Source organism: Serratia sp. CY38905, assembly GCF_052168875.1.
Taxonomy (GTDB): domain Bacteria; phylum Pseudomonadota; class Gammaproteobacteria; order Enterobacterales; family Enterobacteriaceae; genus Serratia; species Serratia sarumanii.
The window spans coordinates 702,312-727,792 of sequence record NZ_JBJNLV010000001.1 but is presented as its reverse complement, the minus strand read 5'-3'; the positions used below and the strand labels follow the sequence as shown (position 1 = coordinate 727,792).

The window sequence follows — 25,481 nt, the reverse complement described above, 5'->3', positions numbered from 1 at the left end:
AAACTTATGCTGATAGGGTTGCTGTGTTTGTCCTTCCCCTTTACTGCCGCTGCAATCAATGTCGGTACCCTGACGTTTGCCATGGATCAGGATCGCTCATTCACCGCCAAGCGGGTGTTGAATAACAACCGCAGCGCGCGTCTGTATCAGGTGAGCATTCGCGCCATCGATCGGCCGGGAGAGCGCGAGGTACGCAGCCGGCCGGCGGACGGCGAGCTGCTTTTCGCACCGCGCCAGCTGACGCTGCAGGCCGGGCAGGCGGAGTACTACAAGTTTTTCTACCGCGGGCCGCAGGATAATCGCGAGCGTTATTACCGGGTGTCATTTCGCGAAGTGCCGACCCGATTGTTCGAGCCGGGGCCGCGTCGGGGCGCCGGCGTCAACCTGGAGCCGATCGTGGTGATGGACACCATTCTGGTGGTGCGCCCGCGTCAGGTAAACTTTGCCTATCGGCTCGATACCCAGCGCGGTACGCTCACCAACACCGGCAACACCTACTTCAAGTTCCTGCTCAAGCCGGGCTGCAACAGCACGGATGAAGAGGGCGTCACCGAATACCTGCGCCCCGGCGATACGCTGACCCATGCCGGTATTCGGCTGAAGGGGCAGAAATTCATTATCTATAACGACAAGTTTATTAGCGTCGATCGCAACTGCCTCGATTAACGCGGCGGAATGGCAAAGCGGAAGCAGGCGCCGCTTTGCGCTTGTTCGATCAGCTGAATATCGCTGTCGTGCAGCTGCAAAATGCGCCGCACGATCATCAGGCCCAGTCCGCCGGAAGGGCGCCGGGCGCCGCTCAGGACAGACGGGCGCACGAACAGATCGGCGCGCAGCGTCTGCGGAATACCGGGGCCGCTGTCGCTGACCTGCACCATCACCCGATCGTCCTGCCGCCACAGCCGCACGCCGATGTCGCCGCCGGGCGGCGTATGGCGAATGGCGTTGTCCAACAGGTTGGTCAGCACCCGCTCAATCATGCTGAGATCGGCGAACACCGGCGGAATGCCGGGGGGAATGTCGGCGTGCAGCCGCTGGTTGCGCGCCTCCGCCGCCAGTTCGAACTTTTGGAACACGTCCTGCAACAGCTCGCTGAGGGAGAAGGGTTCTTTCTGCGGTTTCACCACGCCGTACTCCAGCCGCGCCAGCTCGAACAGCTCCTGCGCCAGCTTGCCCACCTTGCGGCTCTGCGCCAGCGCGATCTCCAGGTAGCGCTGCCGATCGGCTTCGCTCAGGGTGGCGGCTTTGACCGACAGCGTCTCCAGATAGCCGTGCAGCGAGGTGAGCGGGGTGCGCAGATCGTGCGAGACGTTGGCGATGAACTCGCGCCGCAGCCGATCCTGCTGCGCCAGCGTTTGCCACTGTTCGGCAAGGCGCTGCGCCATGCGGTGGAAGGCCTGCTGCAGCTGGCTGACTTCGTCGCGCCCGGCCCTGACCGCCGGCAGCGATGCGTAGGCCTGCACCGCCTCGATGCCGCCGCTGTCCAGCGCGCTGACCTGCCGGGTCAGGCGACGGATAGGGCGCGTCACCCAATAAAACGCCAAACCGCCGGCCAGCAGGCTGAACAGCACCATCAGCCCGGAGGTCCACAGCGCCATCCTGACCGCCGAGTTGAACTGGGCGTTGCTGGCCAGCGCCGTGTACTCTTCGCCGAGCAGCACCACGTACAGATAGCCTTCGATCCGGCCATCAACCTTTAGCGGCGCGACGCTGAACACCTTGCGCCCGTCCGCGCTGCGCGGATCGTCGCCATACACCGGCATCGGCGCGCCACCGAGCAGCGCCTGCAGCGGTGGCAGCGCGACCCGCTGCCGCTTCAGATGCCCGGCCGGCGCGGCGTTGCCGATAATCGTGCCCTGTTTGTCGAGCAGGTAAACCTCAACGCTGGGATTCACCGCCATCAGTTGATCGAACAGGGTATGCACCGCCTGCGGATCCGGCCCGTTCACCCCCAGCAGCGGGTTGCTGTCGGCAATATGCTGCGCCAGGTTGCCGGACAGGCGCTGGATCACCGCCTGGCTATATTGGGTGCTGCTGCGCACCTGCATCCAGCCGGAAAAGGCGCAGCCGATGACGATCAGCAGCGCGAAGATCAGCGTGAGGCGTTGCGCTAACGTAAGGTTTTTCATGGCTCACTCTTGCGGCGCGGCCGCGAATTTATAGCCCATGCCCCACACCGTGAGGATGCGCTCGGGTTCCGCCGGGTTGCGCTCTATCTTGATGCGCAGCCGGTTGATATGGGTGTTGACGGTGTGCTCATACCCCTCGTGCTGATAGCCCCAGACCTGATTCAACAGGCTCAGGCGCGAGAACACCTGACCCGGGTGGCGGGCAAAAAAGTACAGCAGGTCGAATTCGCGCGGCGTCAGCTCGACCGGCTGCTGGTGCAGGTGCACTTCGCGGGCGATGGGATCGATAGTCAGATCGTTGAAACTGAGCACGCCGGCGTCCATGCGCAGGTTGCGGCTCATCGCTTCCTGGCGGCGGAACAGCGCCTTGACCCGCGCCACCAGCTCCAGCATGGAGAAGGGCTTGGCCAGATAGTCGTCGGCGCCCAGTTCCAGCCCCAGCACGCGGTGTACCTCGCTGGAGCGCGCGCTGATGATGATGATCGGCGTGTAGCGCGTCATGGTGCGCGCCCGGCGGCAAATTTCCAATCCGTCCACGCCCGGCAGCATCAGATCGAGGATGAGGGCGTCCCAGCCGCCCTGTTCCAGCATCGCCATGCCCTGGTTGCCGTCGGCGGCGTGGCTGATGGCGTAACCCTCGTCGCGCAGATGCAGCTGCAGCAGTTCGGCGATGTCGCCGTCGTCCTCGACGATCAAAATTCGTTTTGGCTTGTCCATTCTCATTACCGCTGATTGCCCGTTTCTCTCTGAAGTCTACACAACCCCCACCGGCGGAGTTATCACATTTTATTTAACTTTGCGTGAGGTCTTGGGGAACAAATCCGGGGAATACTCGGCTCATCGCCTCATTGGTCGCCAGGAGTTCGCATGAGCCTCATTCTCACCCCGGAACAACGACAGACGGTGCATCCGCTGTGGCTGCGGTTGACGCACTGGCTGAATGCGCTGGCGATGCTGATCATGGTGACCAGCGGCTGGCGCATCTACAACGCCTCGCCGCTGTTCAACTTCAGCTTTCTCAATGAGCTGACGCTCGGCGGCTGGCTGGGCGGCGCGCTGCAGTGGCACTTCGCCGGCATGTGGCTGTTCGGCGTCAACGGGCTGTGCTACCTGCTGATCAACCTGGCCAGCGGGCGTTTCAAACGCAAATATTGGCCGCTCAGCCCACGGCAGTTTCTCGCCGATATAGGCGCCGCGCTGCGCGGCAGGCTGCAACACGCCGACCTGCGCCACTACAACATGGTGCAGCGCGTGGCCTATCTGTCGGTGATGATCCTCGGCGTGTTGAGCGCGCTGTCCGGGCTGGTGCTGTGGAAATCGGTGCAGTTTCCGCTGCTGCGCACGCTGCTCGGCGGCTATGAGGCAGCGCGCTATATCCACTTTTTTGCCATGTCGGCGCTGGTGGCCTTCGTCGCGATTCACCTGGTGATGGTGGCGCTGGTGCCCCGGACGCTGCTGGCCATGCTGCGCGGACGCTAAGGAGTGAATGATGGAAAAGGATAAACAGATCATGACGATCGGTGAAGGGCAGGCGATCGTCAAAGAAGCGCAGCGGCTGTTGAGCGCGTCATCCCGCCGCCGCTTTCTGCGCAATGGCCTGACGCTGGGCGGCATCGCCATGCTCACCGGCTGCGATCTCAGCGACAACGCCAACGTCGAACAGGCGCTTAGCCGCATGTCGCGCTTCAACGATCGGGTGCAGGGCTGGCTATTCGACGGCGAGCGCCTGGCGCCGGTCTACCCGGAATCGATGATCACCCGGCCGTTCCCGTTCAACGCTTTCTACGCCGAGGAGGACGCGCCGGACATCAACGGCGACGACTACCGGCTGGATGTGGCCGGACTGGTGCAGGACAAACGCGCCTGGAGCCTGCCGCAGCTGCACCGGATGGCGCAGGTCAGCCAGGTGACGCGCCATATCTGTGTCGAGGGCTGGAGCGCCATCGGCAAGTGGGGCGGCGTGCCGTTCGCGACCTTCCTCAAGGCGATTGGCGCGGATCTGAGCGCCCGCTACGTCAGCTTCAAATGCGCCGACGACTACTACACCAGCATCGACATGGCCACCGCGCTGCATCCGCAGACGATTATCGCGCTGACTTATGACGGCCAGATCTTGCCGCGCAAGTACGGCTACCCGATGAAGCTGCGCATGCCGACCAAGCTGGGCTACAAGAACCCGAAACACATTCAGGTGATCGAGGTCACCAACCGCTTCCCGGGCGGTTACTGGGAAGACCAGGGCTACAACTGGTTTGGCGGCAGCTGAGGCGGCCGCCGGCCATTCTCCGGCACTCCGGTGCCTTTGACATGACGGAAGGAAATACCATGAAAAAGTTACTCGCAATGATGATGTGCAGCGCGCTGATGCTGGGCGTAGCCGGCGCCAACGCCGCTGATGGCATGAGCAAAGACACGATGAAAAAGGACGGCATGAGCCAGATGTCGCACGACGGCATGGCGAAAGATGGGATGAAGAAAGAGTGCATGGGCAAGGACTGCATGAAGAAAGACAAGATGGGCAAAGACGCCATGAAAAAGGATGGCATGGCGAAAGACGGTATGGCCAAAGACGGCATGAAGAAAGACGAAATGAAGAAGGACGCGATGGGGCACTAAGCCGCCACACTCCGCGGCCGCCAGCGGGTGATCCGCGGCGGCCGCGGGCAACATAAGGAGAGAGGATGATGCTGGCGACATGGCTGCGGCGCTTTCAGCGCTCGAACGGGGACGTTATCTTTATGCGCGCGGCGCTGGTGGTGATCTTCGCCGCCTTCGGCTACGCCAAATGGTTTGATTACGAGGCGCAGGGGCTGGTGCCGCTGATCGGCAACAGCCCGCTGCTGAGCTGGATGCATCAGGCGTTCGGCATCCGCGGCGCCAGCTATGCGCTGGGCGTCGCCGAGTGGAGCTTCGGTTTGCTGCTGCTGGCGGGATTCTGGTCGCGGCGGCTGGGGTTGCTGGGGGCGATCGGTTCGACGGTGACCTACCTGACTACGCTGACGCTGATCTTTTCCACGCCGGGTGCCTGGGAGCCTTCCGCCGGCGGTTTTCCGGCCATGGCCGGCGCCACCAGCTTTTTGATCAAGGATCTGGTGTTGCTGGCCGGTTCCCTGGTGCTGCTGAAAGCCGATTTGCCGGCCGAGCAGGCATAAAAAAGGGCGTAGCCTGGCTACGCCCTCTGGTTATTGATCGACCGTCACATATCCGGGAAGGTCAGGGTGCCCCCCGGCGCTTCGCGATGAATGTGCAGGAAGTTCAGGTGCTTCTCGTACTGGTCGAGGATATCGCCAATCACCTGTTCCTTGCTGTAGTCCATCAGGTCGTTGCCCTGGGTGCCTTCCATCAGGAAGGTTTCTAGCCGGTAGTAGTGCGATTTACCGGAGCGGGCGCGATAGGTGAAGCCCGGCACCGAGTAGCGCATCGGCCAGATCTGATAGATAAAGTTCTGTTCCTCGCCCAGGTGCACCAGCAGCTCCAGGTGGTTCAGGCGCTCGTCTTCGGTCGGCGGCACTTCGCTGAACTCCACTTTCGCACCGCGCAGCTCCAGCTCGCGCGCCACGTCCTGCATTGCCGGGCGGCAGACTTTATCCAACATTTTCTGCGTGTACTGGGTGCCCGGGTAGTTCATCACCCGCGACAGGCGCTGTTTCCAGTTGAGCACGTCGTGGCTGGAGACCGGCACCGGCGCCAGGGTGCTGAGCGCGCTGGCCTTGCGGTAGTCTTCCACCCGCAGCGATTTATACAGCCCGGCCATCACGAAGAAGATCACGAAGCTGAACGGCAGGCCCATGATCACCGTGGTTTTCTGCAGCGCCGGCACGCCGTCGGTCATCAGCATGCCGATGGTCAGCAGGCCGATGGCCACCGACCAGAAAATCCGCAGCCAGTTTGGCGCATCATTATTGATGTCGGCCAGGCGCGAGGTGAAGTTGCCCAGCACCAGCGAGCCGGAGTCCGCCGAGGTGACGTAGAACAACAGGCCGGTGATGGTGGCCACCGAGGCGCTGAAGGTGAAGCCGGGGTATTGCGCCAGCAGGCTGTAGAAGCCGCGCTCCGGGAACTGCATCACTTCCTGCGCAAACTCGGCGTTGCCGTGAATGATCTGGTACAGCGCGCTGTTGCCGAAGATAGACAGCCACAGCAGGGTGAACACGAACGGAATGATCAGCGTGCCGACCACGAACTGGCGAATGGTGCGCCCGCGCGAGATGCGCGCCAGGAACAGGCCGACGAACGGCGACCACGCCACCCACCAGGCCCAGAAGAACAGCGTCCAGTTGTTCATCCACTCCACCGGCCGATCGAAGGCGAAGCTGTTGAGCGTCATGCCCATAAAGCGGTTGACGTAATCGCCGACGTTGAGCACCAGCGCATTGAGCAGGAACTCGGTGTCGCCGAAGAACAGCACGAACAGGATCAGGCCCAGCGCCAGCAGCACGTTCAGCTCGGACAGGATGCGGATGCCCTTGTTGACGCCCGAGGTGACCGAGATGGTGGCCATGATCACCGACAGCAGGATCAGCGAGCCCTGCACCGTCAGGTTTTCCGGGATCTCGAACAGCACCTTGAGGCCGTAGTTGAGCTGCACCACGCCGATGCCCAGCGTGGTGGCGATGCCGAAGATGGTGCCGAGCACCGCGGCGATGTCCACGCTGTGGCCGATCGGGCCATTGATGCGCTTACCGAAGATCGGGTACAGCGCCGAGCGGATGGTCAGCGGCAGATTGTAGCGATAGCTGAAGTAGCCGAGGGCGATGCCCATCAGCGCATACATCGACCAGCCGGTCAGGCCGTAGTGGAACAGCGTCCAGACCATCGCCTGGCGCGCGGCCTCCAGCGTTTGCGCGTCGCCTTCCGGCGGCATCATGTACTGGGTCACCGGCTCGGCGACCGAGAAGAACATCAGGTCGATGCCGATGCCGGCGGCGAACAGCATCGCCGCCCAGCTCATCAGGCTGAACTCCGGCTTGGACTGCTCCGGCCCGAGCTTGATCGAACCGAAGCGCGAAGCGGCGATAAACACCACGAACACGATGTACAGCGTCGCCGCCAGCAGGTAGTACCAACCGAAGGTGGTCGACACCCAATTCAGCGTGCGGGTGATCCACTGCCCGGAGAAGTCGGTGAAAAAGATGGTCATCAGCGAGAAGGCCAGGATCAGCCCCGCCGAGGTGAAGAAAACCACAGGGTTGAGGCGGTCCTGCTGCGGTTTGGAGGAGGTTTCGCGTGTTGTCATCGTCATCCTCTGAACTGAGTAAAATCGTGCCGCTCCGCATTTCGGGGCGCGTTGGCGCCGCCGGAAAACGGGCGAATGAAGGCTGCGGCCACCCCATCAGGAGGGCCTGAGTAACGCCGCTTTCGCCTGTTAACGAAGCGCCGGCGCGCTTCGCGGCGGGAACCGCTTACAGCCACTGATTTTGGTCAGATTCGTTAATTACCTCACAAAAATCAGCCAGTTCCACAACCAGATAGTACAAATTTTTAACCAGGCGGCAATAAAATATATGCAATTTTTATTGAACGTTCAATCAAAAAAAAGTTTAATAGTCCCCATGATGACCTGAATCACGGGCGAAACGGCAGTGAAATTTGCCCGCTGAGATAAGGCCGAAGTCGGTTTTGTGAGAGTCGAAATATGCCAAAGGTAGGAATGCAGCCAATCAGAAGGCAGCAGTTGATTGATGCCACGCTCGCCGCGGTAAACGAAGTGGGAATGCATGACGCCACCATCGCGCAGATCGCGCGGCGGGCCGGCGTTTCCAACGGCATCATCAGCCATTATTTCAAGGATAAGAACGGCCTGCTGGAAGCCACGATGCGCTATCTGATCAGCCATCTGGGTGAGGCGGTGAAGCTGCGTTTGCAGGCGCTGACCGATAACAGCCCGGCGGCGCGGCTGCAGGCGATCGTCGCCGGCAACTTCGACGACAGCCAGATCAACAGCGCGGCGATGAAGACCTGGCTGGCCTTTTGGGCCAGCAGTCTGCACCAACCGCAGCTCAACCGGCTGCAGCAGGTGAACGGCCGCCGGCTCTATTCCAACCTGTGCGCCGAGTTTCGCCGAGTCATGCCGCAGCCGCAGGCGCGGTTGGCGGCCAAGGGGCTGGCGGCGCTGATCGACGGACTGTGGCTACGCAGCGCGCTGCGCGGCTCGGCGTTCAATCAGGCGCAGGCGCTGGCGCTCACGACCGAATACATCACGTTCCAACTCCGGGGGCAGACGCCGCCCGGAGGATAACTCAAGGAGATCCTATGTCCCGTTTTGGCTTGCAGAAGCTCTATATTCATGGCGCCTATGTAGACAGCACCGCTGGAAAAACCTTCAACGCCATCAACCCGGCGAACGGCGAAGTTCTGGCAGAAGTCCAGGCCGCCGGCGCTGAAGACGTCGATCGTGCAGTGGCCAGCGCGGCCAGCGGGCAGAAGGTGTGGGCGGCGATGACGGCGATGGCGCGTTCGCGCATCCTGCGCCGCGCGGTGGATATTCTGCGCGAGCGCAACGATGAGCTGGCGGCGCTGGAAACGCTGGATACCGGCAAAGCGATGTCGGAAACCACCGCGGTGGACATCGTCACCGGCGCCGACGTGCTGGAGTATTACGCCGGCCTGATCCCGGCCATTGAAGGCGAACAGATCCCGCTGCGCGAAACCTCATTCGTCTACACCCGCCGCGAACCGCTGGGCGTGGTGGCCGGCATCGGCGCCTGGAACTACCCGATTCAAATCGCGCTGTGGAAGTCCGCGCCGGCGCTGGCGGCGGGCAACGCGATGATCTTCAAGCCGAGCGAAGTCACCTCGCTGACGGCGTTGAAGCTGGCGGAAATTTACACCGAAGCCGGCCTGCCGGACGGCGTCTTCAACGTGGTGACCGGCAGCGGCGCGGAAGTTGGGCAGTACCTGACTGACCATCCGGGCATCGCCAAAGTCTCTTTCACCGGCGGGGTGAAAACCGGCAAGAAGGTGATGGCCAACGCGTCGGGGTCGACGCTGAAAGAAGTCACCATGGAGCTGGGCGGTAAGTCGCCGCTGATTATCTTCGACGACGCCGATCTGGATCGCGCCGCCGATATCGCCATGATGGCCAACTTCTACAGCTCCGGCCAGGTGTGCACCAACGGCACCCGCGTCTTCGTGCCGGCGGCGCTGCAGGCGCAGTTTGAGGCGAAAATCCTCGAGCGCGTGAAGCGCATTCGCCTCGGCGATCCGACCGATCCGCAGACCAACTTCGGGCCGCTGGTCAGCTTCGCGCACATGGAATCGGTGCTGCGCTTTATCGAAAGCGGCAAGAACAGCGGCGCGCGCCTGCTGTGCGGCGGCGAACGCGTCACCCACGGCGAATTCGGCAAGGGCGCTTACGTGGCGCCGACGGTATTCAGCGACTGCCGCGACGACATGGAAATCGTGCGCGAGGAGATCTTCGGGCCGGTGATGAGCATTCTCAGCTACCAGAGCGAAGAGGAAGTGGTGCGCCGCGCCAACGATACCACCTTCGGCCTGGCCGCGGGCGTGGTGACCAACGATCTGGCGCGCGCGCACCGCGTGATCCACCAGCTGGAAGCCGGCATTTGCTGGATCAACACCTGGGGCGAGTCGGCGGCGGAAATGCCGGTCGGCGGCTACAAGCAGTCCGGCGTTGGCCGCGAGAACGGCCTGACTACGCTGGAACACTACACCCAGATCAAATCGGTGCAGGTTGAGCTGGGCGAATACGCCTCGGTATTCTGATCTTCCCGCCGTCTTTCGAGCCGCAGCCGCGTTGGCTGCGGCCGACAATCTCTAGAGAGCCAAAATACACCGCCTGTTGCCGAGTCGCGCTTCGCGTCTTTGCCTGACCAGGCCTCTATAAAGTAAGGAGATAATGAATGGAATTTGACTACATCATTATCGGTGCCGGTTCCGCCGGCAACGTGTTAGCCACCCGATTGACCGAAGACGCCGACGTCAGCGTCCTGCTGCTGGAAGCCGGCGGCCCGGATTACCGGATGGATTTCCGTACCCAGATGCCGGCCGCGCTGGCGTTTCCGCTGCAGGGCCGCCGCTATAACTGGGCGTATGAGACCGATCCTGAGCCGCACATGAACAATCGCCGGATGGAATGCGGCCGCGGCAAAGGGCTGGGCGGTTCGTCCCTGATCAACGGTATGTGTTACATTCGCGGCAACGCGATGGACTTCGATAACTGGGCCAAGGCGCCGGGTCTGGAAGACTGGACCTATCTGGACTGCCTGCCGTATTTCCGCAAGGCGGAAACCCGCGATATCGGCCCGAACGACTATCACGGCGGCGAGGGCCCGGTGAGCGTCACCACGCCGAAAGCCGGTAACAACGAACTGTTCCACGCTATGGTGGAAGCCGGCGTGCAGGCGGGTTACCCGCGCACCGACGATCTGAACGGTTACCAACAAGAAGGCTTCGGCCCGATGGATCGCACCGTGACGCCGAAAGGGCGCCGCGCCAGCACCGCCCGCGGCTATCTGGATCAGGCGCGTTCGCGGCCGAACCTGAAGATCGTCACCCATGCGCTGACCGACCACATTGTGTTCGACGGCAAGCGTGCGGTGGGCGTCAACTATTTGCAGGGCGACAGCAATCAGCTGACCCACGCCAAAGCGCGGCGCGAAGTGCTGCTTTGCGCCGGCGCCATCGCCTCGCCGCAGATCCTGCAGCGTTCGGGCGTCGGCCCGGCGGCGCTGCTGAACAGCCTGGATATCAAGGTGGTGCACGATCTGCCGGGCGTCGGGGAAAACCTGCAGGATCACCTGGAGATGTACCTGCAGTACGCCTGTAAGAAACCGGTGTCGCTGTACCCGGCGCTGCAATGGTTCAACCAGCCGAAGATCGGCGCGGAATGGCTGTTCAACGGTACCGGCGTTGGCGCCAGCAACCAGTTCGAGGCCGGCGGCTTCATCCGCAGCCGCGCAGAATTCGCCTGGCCGAACATTCAGTATCACTTCCTGCCGGTGGCGATTAACTACAACGGCAGCAACGCGGTGAAAGAGCACGGCTTCCAGGCGCACGTCGGCTCAATGCGTTCGCCGAGCCGCGGCCGGGTGCAGGTGAAGTCGAAAGATCCGCGCCAGCACCCGAGCATTCTGTTCAACTACATGTCGACCGAACAGGATTGGCAGGAGTTCCGCGACGCTATTCGCATCACGCGCGAGATCATGGCGCAGCCGGCTTTGGACGAATACCGCGGCCGCGAGATAAGCCCGGGGCCGGAAGTGCAGACCGACGAGCAGCTGGACGCCTTCGTGCGCGAGCACGCCGAAACCGCCTTCCACCCGTCCTGCTCGTGCAAGATGGGCGAGGATGAGATGGCGGTGGTCGACGGCCAGGGCCGGGTGCACGGCATGGAAGGATTGCGGGTGGTGGATGCGTCAATCATGCCGCTGATCATCACCGGCAACCTGAACGCCACCACCATCATGATCGCCGAGAAGTTAGCCGATCGCATTCGCCAGCGCGCGCCGCTGCCGCGCAGCACCGCCGACTATTACGTCGCCGGCGATGCGCCGGTGCGCAAACAGTAACCGACACGCCCTCTCGCCGTTGAGGGGGAGGGCCGCCGTAGCAAGCAACCCCTCTCCATATGCTCTTCCCCAAGGCGAGGGGGCAACTCTCTTTTTATTCCTTATCCCATCATGCCGCCGGCAGCGAGATCGCCTGATCGAAACTGGTGGGCGTCGCCATGCGCCACATGCGGGCGTAGAACTCGCTTTTGATCTCCGGTTGCAGCAGCGCGCCCGGCTCCAGGTAGTAATAGATATCGGCGTACACCTTGATCTCGGTCGGCGTGATGCGGCGCAGCATATGGTGCGAGGTCAGCTGCTCCGGGCGGCTGACGCCGGCCGCCGCCAACATGTCCGCCAGCGCTTTCACCGTATTTTGATGGAAGTGGTAGACGCGTTCCGCCTTGTTCTGCACCACCAGCGCCTTTTGCCGCAGCGGATCTTGCGTCGCTACGCCGGTTGGGCAGTGGTTGGTGTGGCAGCTCTGCGACTGGATGCAGCCGACGGCGAACATAAAGCCGCGTGCCGAGTTCACCCAGTCGGCGCCGAGCACCAGCACGCTGGCGATGTCGAACGCGCTGATGATCTTGCCGCTGGCGCCTACCTTGATCTGGTCGCGCAGGCCGCAGCCTACCAGCGTGTTATGCACGAACAGCAGCCCTTCGCGCAGCGGCATGCCCATATAGTTGGAAAGCTCAAGCGGCGCGGCGCCGGTGCCGCCTTCCTTGCCGTCCACCACGATGAAATCCGGCAGGATGCGGGTGTGCAGCATCGCCTTGACGATGGCGACGAACTCCCACGGGTGGCCGATGCACAGCTTGAAACCGACCGGTTTGCCGCCTGACAGCTCGCGCAGCTGTTGGATGAAATGCATCATTTCCAGCGGGGTGGTGAAGGCGCTGTGCGACGCCGGCGAGATGCAATCGACCCCTTCCGGCACGCCGCGGGTGGCGGCGATTTCCGCATCCACCTTTTTCGCCGGCAGAATGCCGCCGTGGCCGGGTTTGGCGCCCTGGCTGAGCTTGATTTCAATCATTTTCACCTGCGGGCTTTGCGCCTGTTCGGCAAAGCGCCGCGGATCGAAATGGCCGTCGGCGGTGCGGCAGCCGAAATAGCCGCTGCCCAGCTCCCACACCAGATCGCCGTTGTTTTCGCGGTGATAGCGGCTGATGCTGCCCTCGCCGGTGTCGTGGTAGAAATTGCCCTTGGCCGCGCCGAGGTTGAGCGCGCGAATGGCGTTGGCGGAGAGCGCGCCGAAACTCATGGCAGAAATGTTGAAGATCGACGCGGAGTAAGGCTGGCGGCAGTCGGCGCCGCCGATGGTGATGCGGAAACTGGTCGGGTCGGCGGCTTCCACCGGCCGCATGGAGTGGCCGATGCACTCATAGCCGGTTTGGTAGACGTCCAGCAGGGTGCCGAACGGTTTGTCGCCCATCTCGTTTTTCGCCCGGCGATACACCAGCGTGCGCTGGGTGCGCGAAAACGGGATCTCTTCATTATCCTGCTCGAGGAAATACTGGCGCAGTTCCGGGCGGATGAACTCGAAGAAGAAGCGCATGCGGCCGATGATCGGGTAGTTGCGGCAGATGGCGTGGCGCTGCTGGGTGAGATCGTAGATACCCAACACCATCAGGCAACCGCAGGCCAGGGCCGGCAGCCAGAACCACGGATAGTTGTGCATCATGATCAAGAAAGCCAGGGTGAGCAAGATGCTCAGTACAAAGCAGGTATAGCGGCTGAATAAGGACGACTTCATAACATCTCCTGATGTTTATTTTAATCCACACGACATGACTCACGGATAATCCGTGTGCGAATCGTAGCCAACAGGAGGAGATGTTGTGTGTCTGTTGCTGCTTTGTCGCCGGTTGTTACATTAATTTAACGCAGCGGCAGGGGAGACGGGTTGCCGCGCGGCGTACCGCGCAACAAGCCAGGATGTTTATTTGCCGGCGACGAAGATGGTGCTCATGCTGCGCAGCCGCAGCTTTTTCATCGCGCTGTATTTTTGCGAGAAGATGGTTTTTGGGTGCGTGCCGCGCTTTTCCGCAATGTGCAGCAGGCTGTCGCCGCGCAGCAGATTGAAGATCACGTCGCTTTCCGCCGGGCTGAGCTCGCGGGTTTTCTGCACTCTGATGCCGCCCGGCTCCTTGCTTTCCAGCAGCCGCTGGATTTTTTCCTGCAGCGAATAAAGCGGAATGCGGGTAGAGACCAACTCAACGGAAATTCCCAGGATCGACAGCAGTTTCACCACGCGCTCGTCGTCGTAGAACACCAACAGGCGCGTTTTGCTGTTGTACTGCTGGTGCAGGGACACCAGGCTTTCGATCACGTTAACGCTCTGCTCCAGGTTTTGCGAGGTGAAAATCAGCGCGATATCGTGCTTGGTGATCTTCTCTGCTTTGGCGCCGCCGTGCATGAAATCGGAAAACAGGCGGATATCGTACGCGCCGTAGTGTTTCTTCAGCAGCACCGACAGGCCAACATAGCTGTACTTACACTCACTAATCACAAGAACGTTGTTTTTAGACATAGGGCAAACACCAATACCGAGTTAAAAGTATTCAGCTGTAAGAAGCGAGTTCAAATCCTTGATGCTGGATTCCTTCCACAGCTTTCCCTGCAGTGCGTAATATGGCATTTCATCCAGCCATTTCTTGTGTTCGGGAGTTTCAACTCCTTCGATAATTACCTTGTAATGATTAAGGTAAAAGAAGCGCAGTAATGCGCGCATCAAGCCCTCGCCGCCGGACTTTTTCATGAAGTCCCAGAGCAGAAAACGGTCGAGCTTAACGAAGCGGAACTGGCTGTTGTACAACGCGGAAAAACCCGCATAGCCAGAACCAAAATCATCGAGCCAAAATGAATAACTATTCAATGACGGATCGCCGTGCACGCGATCTTTCACCAGCCGGGTTGAATTCTCGCTGATCTCGAAATGAATACAGCGCATGGCATTAATTCTTTCGGCAAAGTGAGTATTCGCCAGCGATTGCAGAGAATAATCGTCAACATTCAAAGTGGCTATCACTTGGTTTTCATGAAACCAGTGTTTGTATTTATCGATCAGATTGATCTGATCCATCAAAATCTCAATCCGGGTGGCGCTATCGGCGTGGCGAAAGAACTGTTCAGGAGAAAAATGAGCGTATTCGCTATTAAACGTAAAGCGAGACAGACATTCAACGGCCAGCAATTGTCCCGATTTCGCGAACATTGGCTGAAAAACATAATTAATGCCGTTATTTTTCTCTCTGAAAGAACCGCTCATTTCCCAATCCTTGGATTGATATTTAACTTGTTGATTTTAAATGATTAAAAAGAAAGTTACTCCAGGTTTATTGGTAAATTTCTTATTTAAAGCGCCAGAATGGCCGAAGCGTGTCGACAGACCATTTAACGTGTAATTCGTGCCAAAGTCCAAATGTCGCAATCTGTTACTAAATGTAAATATTCGGGATAATATGCTGATTTTCAGGCCTTAATGCAAAATCTTGAACTCTGCAGCTTTCCCAAACACAGATTATTCCTATTCATATGAATCGTCAACATCGATCGATAGGTATTCGCCGATAGTTTATTCCTATCAAGAGGGGCCTTATGAATGTTTTAAACGATTTAACATTAAGAATATGCTTAGTCTATATTTCGTCCGGCAATGAGTTCATCGAGGCAACGCTCCTTTTCAGCAAGGGAGTGCTATCGCTGAGTGTATGCTCAGTGGCGGCAATATATATAAGCCCGCCACTGAATCGATTATTTTATTGTTCTATGGAGCTGGAAATGAAAAAAGTATTATTGCCTTTGGCTGCCCTGGTATTGTCTGCAACTGCTTCCAACGCAATGGCAGCAAACGGCACTGTTAAATTCACCGGTGAAATCAAACAGTCTACCTGCCAGGTAACTAGCGATACTCAGAATAAAGAAGTTTACCTGGGTACTTACCCAACTTCTGCTTTCCCAACCGTGGGTTCTAAATCCGCTTCTAAAGCTTTCCAGATCTCTCTGGAAAAATGTGATGCCGGTGATTACAGCCTGCGTTTCGACGGTAACACCGTTGCCGGCAACCCAGACCTGCTGTCCGTAAGCAACGTTGGCGGCACCGGCGCTGCAGCTACCGGCGTGGGTATCGAAATCACCGATAACAACGGCAAGCCATTCGCTATCGGCGACGGTTCCAACATCAACGACGACGTAGCGAAAGTCACCATCGCTGCTGACGGTAAAGCGACCTTCAACCTGCAGGCTCGTTACCGTTCATTCGACAGCAACGTAACTGCAGGTCTGGCTAACGCCACCAGCCCGTTCACTATCGAATACAAATAATCGTCTTTCAGGACACACACGGCCAAGGATGGCCCGTAGAGGAAACCGATGAAAAAGTTCTTTGCTGCTCTGCTGATGCTGGGCACCTTTAACAGCTACGCCGGTATCCAGGTAGATGCCACTCGCGTGATCTATAAAGGCGACGACAAATCCGCCTCTCTGCCGATTCATAACGATGCTTCAGAAGCTTATATGGTGCAGACCTGGCTGGACACCGGTGACAGAAACCAAGTGCCGAAAAATCTGCCTGTCGTTGTCGTTCCACCGATTCTGAAATTGGACGCTGCCAAAACTGCAGTTCTGCGCTTTATCTATTCCGGTAATGGCTTACCTCAGGATAAAGAAACCCTGCTGTGGATTAACGTGCAGGAAATTCCGCCGGCGCCGAAGCAAGAAAACGTGCTGCAGGTTGCGGTGCGTACTCGAATCAAACTTTTTTACCGGCCGGTGGCGTTGAAAACGACGCTGGACGAGCAAGTACAAAACTTGCGTTGGCAGCGTGAAGGTTCACGTCTGCAAGTGATTAACGATGGCCCGCTGCATATTACCTTTGGGGCGCTGCATTTGAAAAACAGCGCGGGCAAGACCGTGGATGTGGACGCCAACATGGTGAGCCCGAAAGATCGCTTATCGATCAGCATCCCGGCGGGCGTCAGCGTCGGCAACAAGATTGCTTTCAGTTATATCAACGATTTTGGCGGTAGAACGGAAGTCAAGGACGTTCCAGTACAATAAGAGAGACAGGGAATGGCAAATCAACGAAAAGTAGCAGGCGGAACGACGCGGCTGACACAGCTGATCCGAATTGCAATCATTGCCGCCAGTGCGCCGATGTTCTGGAGTGAAGCGGCGCTGGCAGAGTTTAACATGTCGTTTATTCACGGCGATGAAAACCTGAGCAACGCGGAAGCGGTCGCTCAGGGCGATGCTTTGCAACCGGGCGTTTACCCATTCGACATCTACGTCAACCTGACTCAGGTCGATCATAAGGATGTTACTTTTCGTCAGGTTAAAGGCCAGACCGCGTCTCAACCCTGCCTGAAAGTTGAAGACCTGCGCAACTACGGCATCAAACTGCCGGAAACGCTGCAGGCCGGCAGCTGCGTTGATCTGCCTGCGTTGGTTAAAGACGCCACTGTCAGCTATGACGCGGCGGTGCAGCAGATCAACATTTCCGTACCTCAGACCATGATGGATCTGAGCGCTATCGGCGCGATCCCGCCAAGCATGTACGATGAAGGCATCAACGCGCTGTTCGCCAACTATAACTTCAACTACAACAAGAACAGCTATCGCAAAGATGACGCTGACGACAGCGAGTACATGTTCCTCGCGTTGAACAGCGGCCTTAACCTGGGCAGATGGCGCCTGCGCAACAACTCCACCTGGGACAAACAGAGTGGCAGCAGCAGCAACTGGACCAACGTCTCTTCCTGGGCCGAGACCGACATCGTGCCATGGCGCAGCCGTTTGGTGATGGGGCAGGCGAGCACCAACAACAGCGTGTTCAACAGCTTCCAGTTCCGCGGGGTACAACTCTCCAGCGTTGACGACATGCTGCCGGACAGCCTGCGCGGTTATGCGCCGGTGGTGCGCGGCGTGGCGGCGACCAACGCCCGCGTCGAGATTCGCCAGAACGGTTACGTCATCTACAGTACCAACGTCGCGCCGGGTCCTTTCGAGATCCACGACGTCTATCCGCATACCAACAACGGTGACCTGCAGGTGACCGTCAACGAGGCCGACGGTTCGCACAAAACGTTCAGCGTCGCCTACTCTTCCGTGGCCAACATGCTGCGCGAAGGCATTTGGAACTTCCAGCTGACCGCCGGTAAATACCATAACGGTAACGGTGGCTATCAGCCGAAGCTGATTCAGGGTACTGCGGCATACGGCATGAACTATGGCCTGACGCCGTTCGGCGGCGCCATCATTGCCGAGCACTACCGTTCCGCTGCCGTGGGTATCGGTAAGAGCCTGGGATCGTGGGGTGCCATCTCCGTGGACGGTTCGATCTCCGATACCGAGCTGGCGAACGGCGATCGCAAGCAGGGGCAGAGCTTCCGTTTCCTGTACTCCAAATCGCTCAACCAGATGGGCACCAACTTCCAGTTGGCGGGCTATCGCTATGCGACTTCCGGTTACTATGATCTCAGCGATGCGGTCCAGGAGCGCAACAGCTGGCGCAACGGCATTTATGCCAATGATTACTGGGATCCGAACGATTTGCAGCCGGGCCAGCCTTCCTGGAGCAACAACCAGAAACGTACCCGATACACCGCGCGTTACGGCAACAAGCGTGAACGCGTCGAGCTGTCGCTCAGCCAGCAGCTGTGGGCGGGGGCCAGCCTGTACGCCAACGTGAGCCATCAGAACTACTGGGGCGTATCCGGTAACGATCGTACGATTCAGCTGGGTTACAACGACGGCTTCAAGCGCATTTCCTACGGCGTTTATCTACAGGATACGCGCGGCCAGTACGGCTATTCCGATCGCAGCGTGAACTTCACGATGTCGATCCCGTTGGATTGGGGCCAGAGCAACAATTCGACCACTGCCAACTTCAGCGCGGCGCACAGCAAACAGAGCGGCGACAGCTACTCGACCGGCATCAGCGGCACCATGCTGGACGATCGTCGCATGAACTATTCGGTTTCCACCGGGCATACGCAGTCCTCCGGTCAGAGCAGCAACCTGAACCTGGGCTACAGCAGCAGCATCGGTAACATCGACGGTAGCTATGCCTACAGCTCGAAATACCGTCAGGAAGGGGTGGGCCTCTCCGGCGGCCTGCTGGTGCACTCCGGCGGCGCGACGCTGACGCAGCCGTTGCAGAACACTATCTTGCTGGTGGAAGCGAAAGACGCCAAAGGCGTGCGTCTGGAAAACCAGCCGGGCGTGACCATCGATCGCTTCGGTTATGCGGTTGTGCCGTCGGCCAACCCGTACCGCTACAACTATGTGGCGCTGCGCACCGAAGATTTCGGCCCGGGCCTGGATGTGCCGGTGGCCAGTAAGCAAGTGGTGCCGACCGAGAAATCGGTGGTGAAGGTGAGTTTCGATACCTTCAAGGGCGTCAGCCTGCTGATTCATGCTCGTCTGGGTGACAACGGTTATCCGGCCATCGGCGCCGGCGTGTTCAACGAGTCCGGCCGCAACAGCGGCACCGTGGGCCTGGAAGGCGCAACCTATGTTTCCGGCGTGAAAGCGGGTGAGAAACTGACGATCAAATGGGGGCCGAAAGCCGACCAGCAATGCGTACTGCCGATCCCGGCGGACGTGGGCGATAAACAAGCGGCCATGGGATATCAGGAACTGACCCTGCAATGCCAAAAACTGTAAGGTACACCATGAACTTGAGCAAATTAGCACGTAACACACTTCTGTCGGTGGTGGGGCTGGCGGGGTTGGCGATGGCGCAACAGGCGGCGGCGATGCAGTGCCGTTTCGGCAACTCGACCGGCAGTAGCAGGCCAACCGGCAGCGTGACGCAGGATATCGACGTCGGCCGCCCGATCGTGTTGGCTGCCAGCGACTTTGTTAAAGGCAACCTGATTTGGCGTTCGCAGAACTTTACCTCCACCTTTACCTGCTGGGATACCGACAACTACCCGCGTGGAGAGAACGCTTACATCTATTGGAACCCGCAGAACTCGTTCGGCGCACTGGATAAGTCGTTGGAGATTGGGGTGTCGATCAACGGGCGTGATTATGATGCGATCAACCTGAAGCAAAGTTCCAACCGGCCGACGGGCCCTGATTTGGGGCCGGGTACCAAACCGGGCAGTAATAGAAGGAAAGCCGATCCTCAGGCGGTGACCGCCACTTATTCGGTGTATATCAAAGCCACCGGGGTGAAACCGCCGGCGGGTAACTTCCCGCCGCTGGCGCGCGCTTCGCTGTTCCAGATCGATGGTGAGTTGGGCCTGAACGCCACCAAAGACAGCAACTTTAACGCTTATATCAAAGGTTTGGACAAGATCCGCGTGATCCAGTGCAATCCGCAGATCACCGTGTTGGCCAACAACGGCGCCAGCGTCGATTTCGGTGTGTTGACGACGTCCAGCGCCAAAACCGGCACTATCGCCAAGCAGGTGCCGTTCGATATCAAGGCGACCTTGAGCGGCGGCGAGTGTGCCGGCCAGTCTCTGCAGGCCAGTTTCAGCAGCACCAACGCCGATCCGTCAGATAACACGCAGATCCTGCCGACCACCAAACCGGGCGTGGCGATCTTCCTGACTCAGCAACGCGACACCAACAAAACGCCGATCCCACTGCAAACCAACGTGGATTTCGGCGGCGTGCTGCAGGATAAGCAGAACGAAGTGAAAGAGACCTTTATCGCGAACCTGAAGTGGTTGACCAATACGCCGAAGACCGGGGTGTTCAACGCCACCGCCAACGTTGACGTCACCTTCAAATAATCCGGTGTCGCTTCAATTAAAAAGGGTTCAGTTCGCGAGAACTGAACCCTTTTTACGTGTTATGCCGCGTTTATCAGCGCAGCCCCATCCAGGTGGTGCAAACGCCTTCCGGCGGTTTGCCTGCATACCAACGAGGCAGCGTGGGGGCATCGTGGCGTGGCTCGGCCTCCACTTCCACCGGCTGCGCCGGCCATTCCGCCACGTCCCAGCGGGTGGTGCGGCGATACACCGCCGGGGTTTTGCCGAACTGTTTCTTGAAGGCGCGTGAGAACGAAGGCTGAGAATCGAAATGGTATTGCAGGGCGATATCCAGGATCGGGCGCGGGGTGGAGCGCAGCGCCTGCGCCGCCTGCGACAGGCGCCGCTCGCGGATATAGCTGCCGAGCGCGTGGCCGGTGGTGCTGCGGAACATGCGCTGCAGGTGCCATTTGGAGTAGCCCGACTTGGCGGCGACGTTATCCAGCAGCAGCGGCTGGTCCAGATGAGTTTCAATCCAGTCTAGTAAATCGTGAATGATATTGACGCGATCCATGGTTTTAGTTCTCCCGCAAAAACGACATTCAGGTCACAGTGACTTAGCTTAATTATCCAAGAATATACTTTGATAATAGGCGCGAGTGCGCCGTTACGCAAGGGTAAACCGGGGGGAAAAAGGTGACCAAAAATGCTCTTTGAATCGCAGGGGGATAAAAGAAAGGCCGCATAAAGCGGCCTTTCCAGCAGGAAACGAGTGGAAAATCAGTTGGTTTCCGGTTTCACTTCAATGTAGTTCAGACCCAGCACGCTGCTGGTGTAGCCGCGGATCTTGTTGGTCATCTCGATATCGCCGTTCAGCTTGTGGCCGTAGGACGGGATGATCTCTTTCAGTTTGCTCTGCCATTCCGGCGTCGCCACTTTGTCTTTGAACACGGTTTCCATCAGGTGCAGCATGATCGGCGCAGCGGTGGAAGCGCCCGGTGACGCGCCCAGCAGAGCGGCGATGCTGCCGTCTTCAGAGCTGACGACTTCGGTGCCGAACTGCAGCACTCCGCCTTTATCCGCGTCTTTCTTGATGATCTGCACGCGCTGGCCTGCGGTCCACAGCTTCCAGTCTTCCTGCTTGGCGTCCGGGAAGTACTCTTTCAGCGCGGCGAAGCGATCGTCGTCGTTCATCATCAGCTGGCCGACCAGGTATTTCACCAGATCGAAGTTATCCAGACCGACGTGGGTCATCGGCATCAGGTTCGAGGTGCTCAGCGAGTGCAGCAGATCGAACAGCGAACCGTTCTTCAGGAACTTGCTGGAGAAGGTGGCGAATGGCCCGAACAGCAGCACGCGCTTGCCGTCCAGCATGCGGGTATCCAGGTGCGGCACGGACATCGGCGGCGAACCTACGCTGGCCAGGCCATACACTTTGGCCAGGTGCTGGTTGGCGATCGCCGGGTTGGTGGTGACCAGGAACTGGCCGCCGACCGGGAAGCCGCCGTAGCCGTCGGCTTCAGGGATGCCGGATTTCTGCAGCAGGGTCAGGGAGGCGCCGCCTGCGCCGATGAACACGAACTTGGCGTTAACGGTGGTTTCTTTACCGTCGCGGTTCAGATCGGCAACGGTCACGCTCCAGGTCTGATCGGCGTTGCGCTTGATGTCGCGCACTTCGTGGCTCAGGTTCAGCTTGAACTTGTCGCTGGTGCTCAGCGCGTCAACCAGCTGATGGGTGATCACGCCGAAGTTGACGTCGGTACCCAGCGGCATGCGGGTCGCGGCGATTTTCTGCGCCGGATCGCGGCCGTTCATCACCAGTGGCGCCCACTGTTTGATTTGCGCAGGATCTTCGGAGTATTCCATGCCGCGGAACAGGGTGCTGTGCTGCAGCGCCGCGTAGCGTTTACGCAGGAAGTTGACGTTGTCGTCGCCCCACACGAAGCTCATGTGCGGCACGCTGTTAATGAAGGATTTCGGATCTTTCAGGACATTGTTTTTCACCTGATAAGACCAGAACTGGCGAGAGATTTCGAAAGACTCGTTGACCTTCACCGCCTTGCTGATGTCGATGGTGCCATCGGCTTTTTCCGGCGTGTAGTTCATTTCGCTGAAGGCGGAGTGGCCGGTGCCGGCGTTGTTCCAGCCGTTGGAGCTCTCTTCCGCCACGCCGTTCATGCGCTCGTACATGTCGATGGTCCAGGTCGGCTCCAGCTCATGCAGATAGGTGCCCAAGGTGGCGCTCATAATGCCGCCGCCGATCAACACCACGTCGACGGTTTTATTCTTCTCTTCAGCCGCTGCCTGCTGCGTAACGCTAAACAGGCTGAGGCTGAAAATCAGGACGAGTAATTTTCTCATTGAATTAAATCTCTTGTGTGTAAATTCTACTCATTGCAGGTGAAAGAATTTAGCGGGAGTTACCCTGGAAAATAGTGAAGCCGACCGCCCGGCGTGAGCCGATAGGCAGCGATAATGCCTTTTTGTTAATAGGGTTTTTAACGAAAAGTGAACTATTGCAGGCCGTCCGGATGCAAATTGATCGGTTCACGTTACTGGAGGGGTATTATTGTTTGCGAGAATGTTAAAAACTACTTTTGTAACTAAAAAAAATGAATATAAGCAAAAATAGGCCGGTTGCTGTCGCAGGAATAAACAGAGAGGGGAGTAAGGCCATATAACCGCGTTATTTTCAGGGGCTAATTGTCGCGTAATTAAACGTTATTTCGTTATCACACAATAATTGCGGTTAAATTGCAAATACGCATCGGTAACCAATAATAAACGGCCGCCGTTGCGGGCGGCCAGGATTCACATGGCGGTTACTTGATGCCCATCGCATCGCGCATGGTGAAGAACAGATCGGTCTGATCGGTCAACCCCACCACGTTGGCGGCGTGCGGGCCGTAGGCCGCGACGCGCAGCTGGGTGCCGGTGTGCCCCTGCGATTCCTCTTCCGAGTTGCCGTAGCTGAGGGTCATCGGCGCGCCGTCTTTGGTGGTCAGTGTCTGGGTCAGGCCCGGCGCTTTGGCGTCGGCGGCGACGATCTGGCTGGAGTGCGCGTGGTCGGCGGTGACGATCACCAGCGTGTTGCCGTCGGCGCGGGCGAAGGCCAGCGCTTTTTGCACCGCCTCGTCCAGATCGACGGTCTCACCAATCTGCCCGCACGGGTTGGCGGCGTGATCCTGCTTATCGATCGACGCGCCCTCTACCTGCAGGAAGAAGCCGTTCGGGTTGTCTTTCAGCAGCGCGATCGCTTTTTCGGTCATCGCCGCCAGCGTTGGCGTGGCCGCGGTGCGCGCCGGGTTGTTTTCGCAGGTCACCGCCGGTTTGTCGAGGTTGCCGTGATAGCTGGCTTTCGGCCCCAGCCAGCGCACCGGCATGTTGCCGTCGGCGAACAGGCCCAGCAGCGGTTTTTGCTGATTGGCCAGGGTAACGGCCTGCAGTTCATCCGCGTTGCTCACCCACTGATAACCTTGCGCCGCCGCTTGATCTTTCAGCGATTTTCCTTGCCATTCGCCGCTTTTCGCCAGTTGGTTGAAGGATTTCGCGCCGCCGCCCAGCGTGACGTCGGCACGGGTTTTCAGCAACTGCTCGGTGATGGAACCGCGGCCGCCGTTTTCCAGCGCGTTAGCGGCGCATTTCTCGCTGGTTTCCTCCGGGCCGTAGCATTTGCGCGAGGTAACGTGCGACACCAGCGCCGCCGGCGTGGCGTCCTGCAGTTCGGCGGTGGAGACGTTGCCGGTGGCCTTGCCGGCCGCCTTGGCGATCTCCAGCAGCGTCGGCTGGTCTTTGCCGTTCACGTCCACGCCGAGCGCGCCGTTATAGGTTTTCACCCCGGTGGCCCAGGCGGTGGCGGAAGCGGCGGAGTCGGTCACGTAATCCGGTTTGTGGGTTTTCTTGTCCAGCGAGTAGTGGGTGTATTGCCCGGTCAGCGGCAGGGCGTCGATGCCCTTGAAGTAACCGCCTGCGCCCTCGGCATAGTTGCGGGCGGCGGTGATCTCGGAATCTCCCATGCCGTCGCCAATCAGCAGGATCACGTTTTTCACCGTTTTGTCCGACAGCGACGCCTTCAGCGCGGCGGTCTGATCGCCGGCCAGACGACGGGCGCCGCCCGGTTCGGTGAGGGTGCCGCGCGCGGCGCGCTCGGTCAGGCCATCGGCATTGGCCGAGGTTTCCGCCGCGATGGCGGAGGAACAGAGCAGGGCGGACAGCACGGCGCCGGCGATCAGGGATACAGCAGGTTGCATGGGGCAAGCTCCTTGTCGTAATACAACAATGTAAATAACATCAAATTGTTACGTAAGGAGAGTAGAGCAGAGGGATGACAATTTTATGACAGCGGAATGCGGGACGGCCCGGCGGCCATCCCGTTTGACGATCAGGCCGCGCGCGCCGGTATAGTGAGCCCACGCTGCACCGCCGGCCGCGCCAGACCGCGCTCCAGCCACTGCGCGACGCGGGGGAAACTGTCGAACTCTACCAGTTCGCGCGCCTCATAGAAGCCGATCAGGTTGCGCACCCAGCCCAGCAGCGAGATATCGGCGATGGTGTAGTCCGAGCCCATGATCCAGTCGCGGCCTTCCAGGCGCGTTTCCAGCACGCCGAGCAGGCGTTTCGATTCGTTTTTGTAGCGCTCCAGCGGCCGCTTATCTTCATACTCGCGCCCGGCGAATTTGTGGAAGAAACCGAGCTGGCCGAACATCGGGCCGACGGCGGCCATCTGGAAGAACACCCACTGAATGGTTTCGTAACGCTGCGCCGGATCCTGCGGCAGGAAACGGCCGCTCTTTTCCGCCAGGTAGAGCAGAATGGCGCCGGATTCGAACAGCGGCAGCGGCCGGCCGCCGGGGCCGTCGGGATCGATGATCGCCGGGATCTTGCCGTTCGGGTTCAGCGCCAGGAATTCCGGCGTCCAGGTTTCGTTGTTGCCGATGTCGATCAGGTGCGCTTCATAGGGCAGGCCGATCTCTTCCAGCATGATGGACACTTTGACGCCGTTCGGCGTCGGCAGGGAATAGAGCTGCAGCCTTTCAGGATGCTGAGCCGGCCAGCGTTTGACGATCGGGAATTGGGTGGAATCGAGCATGGAAACTCCTCGGATTGGCGGGGTGGCTTAAGCGTACCCCTTGAGT

At 59.3% G+C, this 25,481-nt stretch carries 22 protein-coding genes; 12 read left to right on the top strand and 10 right to left on the bottom strand.

Annotation, left to right across the window (positions count from 1 at the left end; all coding sequences use genetic code 11):
• Positions 1-6 precede the first annotated feature (6 nt).
• The gene (locus ACJ8MK_RS03645) at positions 7-666 is read left to right on the top strand and encodes a hypothetical protein (protein ID WP_442517605.1); all 660 of its coding nucleotides are present in this window, start codon (positions 7-9) and stop codon (positions 664-666) included.
• Here the strand turns inward: ACJ8MK_RS03645 and ACJ8MK_RS03640 are convergent.
• Both ACJ8MK_RS03640 and ACJ8MK_RS03635 read right to left on the bottom strand, forming a co-directional pair.
• A complete protein-coding gene (locus ACJ8MK_RS03640) occupies positions 663-2,129 on the bottom strand; it encodes a sensor histidine kinase (RefSeq protein WP_049196265.1) in 1,467 nt (488 codons plus the stop codon). The genes ACJ8MK_RS03645 and ACJ8MK_RS03640 overlap by 4 nt on opposite strands.
• 3 nt (positions 2,130-2,132) lie before the next feature.
• Positions 2,133-2,846, bottom strand: coding sequence for a response regulator transcription factor (locus ACJ8MK_RS03635; protein WP_033646834.1), 714 nt, complete (start codon positions 2,844-2,846; stop codon positions 2,133-2,135).
• 150 nt (positions 2,847-2,996) lie between these two features.
• Here ACJ8MK_RS03635 and ACJ8MK_RS03630 point away from each other — a divergent pair, with 150 nt between their 5' ends.
• From ACJ8MK_RS03630 to ACJ8MK_RS03615, 4 genes are all read left to right on the top strand, one after another.
• Positions 2,997-3,608, top strand: a complete 612-nt coding sequence (locus ACJ8MK_RS03630; RefSeq protein ID WP_033646833.1) for a cytochrome b/b6 domain-containing protein — start codon at positions 2,997-2,999, stop codon at positions 3,606-3,608.
• A gap of 10 nt (positions 3,609-3,618) precedes the next feature.
• Positions 3,619-4,395, top strand: a complete 777-nt coding sequence (locus ACJ8MK_RS03625) for a molybdopterin-dependent oxidoreductase (protein ID WP_442517504.1) — start codon at positions 3,619-3,621, stop codon at positions 4,393-4,395.
• Positions 4,396-4,454: 59 nt separating this feature from the next.
• The gene (locus ACJ8MK_RS03620) at positions 4,455-4,745 is read left to right on the top strand and encodes a pentapeptide MXKDX repeat protein (protein WP_442517503.1); all 291 of its coding nucleotides are present in this window, start codon (positions 4,455-4,457) and stop codon (positions 4,743-4,745) included.
• Between the two features lie 65 nt (positions 4,746-4,810).
• Positions 4,811-5,281 (top strand): YkgB family protein, encoded by a 471-nt coding sequence (locus ACJ8MK_RS03615; protein ID WP_033637683.1) that lies wholly within the window; start codon positions 4,811-4,813, stop codon positions 5,279-5,281.
• Between the two features lie 44 nt (positions 5,282-5,325).
• On the opposite strand, the gene ACJ8MK_RS03610 is transcribed toward ACJ8MK_RS03615, so the two are convergent.
• Complete coding sequence (locus ACJ8MK_RS03610) at positions 5,326-7,365, bottom strand: choline transporter (protein ID WP_004939112.1); 2,040 nt, start codon at positions 7,363-7,365, stop codon at positions 5,326-5,328.
• A gap of 399 nt (positions 7,366-7,764) precedes the next feature.
• Here ACJ8MK_RS03610 and betI point away from each other — a divergent pair, with 399 nt between their 5' ends.
• From betI to betA, 3 genes are all read left to right on the top strand, one after another.
• Positions 7,765-8,367 (top strand): transcriptional regulator BetI, encoded by a 603-nt coding sequence (betI, locus tag ACJ8MK_RS03605; protein WP_004939107.1) that lies wholly within the window; start codon positions 7,765-7,767, stop codon positions 8,365-8,367.
• Positions 8,368-8,381: 14 nt separating this feature from the next.
• The gene (betB, locus tag ACJ8MK_RS03600) at positions 8,382-9,854 is read left to right on the top strand and encodes a betaine-aldehyde dehydrogenase (RefSeq protein WP_033653381.1); all 1,473 of its coding nucleotides are present in this window, start codon (positions 8,382-8,384) and stop codon (positions 9,852-9,854) included.
• A gap of 137 nt (positions 9,855-9,991) precedes the next feature.
• The gene (betA, locus tag ACJ8MK_RS03595) at positions 9,992-11,659 is read left to right on the top strand and encodes a choline dehydrogenase (RefSeq protein WP_033646828.1); all 1,668 of its coding nucleotides are present in this window, start codon (positions 9,992-9,994) and stop codon (positions 11,657-11,659) included.
• Between the two features lie 109 nt (positions 11,660-11,768).
• Here betA and ACJ8MK_RS03590 read toward each other — a convergent pair whose 3' ends face one another.
• The 3 genes from ACJ8MK_RS03590 to ACJ8MK_RS03580 form a co-directional block, all read right to left on the bottom strand.
• Complete coding sequence (locus tag ACJ8MK_RS03590) at positions 11,769-13,394, bottom strand: FMN-binding glutamate synthase family protein (RefSeq protein ID WP_442517502.1); 1,626 nt, start codon at positions 13,392-13,394, stop codon at positions 11,769-11,771.
• A 186-nt stretch (positions 13,395-13,580) separates the two neighbouring features.
• Positions 13,581-14,171, bottom strand: coding sequence for a LuxR family transcriptional regulator (locus ACJ8MK_RS03585; RefSeq protein WP_004939094.1), 591 nt, complete (start codon positions 14,169-14,171; stop codon positions 13,581-13,583).
• Between the two features lie 21 nt (positions 14,172-14,192).
• Positions 14,193-14,909 (bottom strand): EAL domain-containing protein, encoded by a 717-nt coding sequence (locus tag ACJ8MK_RS03580; protein ID WP_033637688.1) that lies wholly within the window; start codon positions 14,907-14,909, stop codon positions 14,193-14,195.
• A 512-nt stretch (positions 14,910-15,421) separates the two neighbouring features.
• Between ACJ8MK_RS03580 and ACJ8MK_RS03575 the strand changes: the two genes are divergently transcribed.
• From ACJ8MK_RS03575 to ACJ8MK_RS03560, 4 genes are read left to right on the top strand one after another with little or no spacing between them, the layout of a single operon-like run.
• The gene (locus ACJ8MK_RS03575) at positions 15,422-15,964 is read left to right on the top strand and encodes a fimbrial protein (protein ID WP_033647475.1); all 543 of its coding nucleotides are present in this window, start codon (positions 15,422-15,424) and stop codon (positions 15,962-15,964) included.
• Between the two features lie 48 nt (positions 15,965-16,012).
• The gene (locus ACJ8MK_RS03570) at positions 16,013-16,699 is read left to right on the top strand and encodes a fimbrial biogenesis chaperone (RefSeq protein WP_033646826.1); all 687 of its coding nucleotides are present in this window, start codon (positions 16,013-16,015) and stop codon (positions 16,697-16,699) included.
• 12 nt (positions 16,700-16,711) lie between these two features.
• On the top strand, positions 16,712-19,306 hold the full coding sequence (locus ACJ8MK_RS03565; RefSeq protein ID WP_033646825.1) for a fimbria/pilus outer membrane usher protein: 2,595 nt from the start codon (positions 16,712-16,714) through the stop codon (positions 19,304-19,306).
• A gap of 14 nt (positions 19,307-19,320) precedes the next feature.
• The gene (locus ACJ8MK_RS03560) at positions 19,321-20,388 is read left to right on the top strand and encodes a fimbrial protein (RefSeq protein ID WP_033647471.1); all 1,068 of its coding nucleotides are present in this window, start codon (positions 19,321-19,323) and stop codon (positions 20,386-20,388) included.
• A 73-nt stretch (positions 20,389-20,461) separates the two neighbouring features.
• Here the strand turns inward: ACJ8MK_RS03560 and ACJ8MK_RS03555 are convergent, their stop codons facing one another.
• The 4 genes from ACJ8MK_RS03555 to ACJ8MK_RS03540 form a co-directional block, all read right to left on the bottom strand.
• Positions 20,462-20,920, bottom strand: coding sequence for a helix-turn-helix domain-containing protein (locus tag ACJ8MK_RS03555; protein ID WP_033646824.1), 459 nt, complete (start codon positions 20,918-20,920; stop codon positions 20,462-20,464).
• A gap of 206 nt (positions 20,921-21,126) precedes the next feature.
• The gene (locus ACJ8MK_RS03550; RefSeq protein ID WP_033637693.1) at positions 21,127-22,707 is read right to left on the bottom strand and encodes a malate:quinone oxidoreductase; all 1,581 of its coding nucleotides are present in this window, start codon (positions 22,705-22,707) and stop codon (positions 21,127-21,129) included.
• A gap of 461 nt (positions 22,708-23,168) precedes the next feature.
• The gene (gene phoA / locus ACJ8MK_RS03545; RefSeq protein WP_033646822.1) at positions 23,169-24,596 is read right to left on the bottom strand and encodes an alkaline phosphatase; all 1,428 of its coding nucleotides are present in this window, start codon (positions 24,594-24,596) and stop codon (positions 23,169-23,171) included.
• 131 nt (positions 24,597-24,727) lie between these two features.
• On the bottom strand, positions 24,728-25,435 hold the full coding sequence (locus ACJ8MK_RS03540; protein WP_060425565.1) for a glutathione S-transferase N-terminal domain-containing protein: 708 nt from the start codon (positions 25,433-25,435) through the stop codon (positions 24,728-24,730).
• Positions 25,436-25,481: the final 46 nt, after the last annotated feature.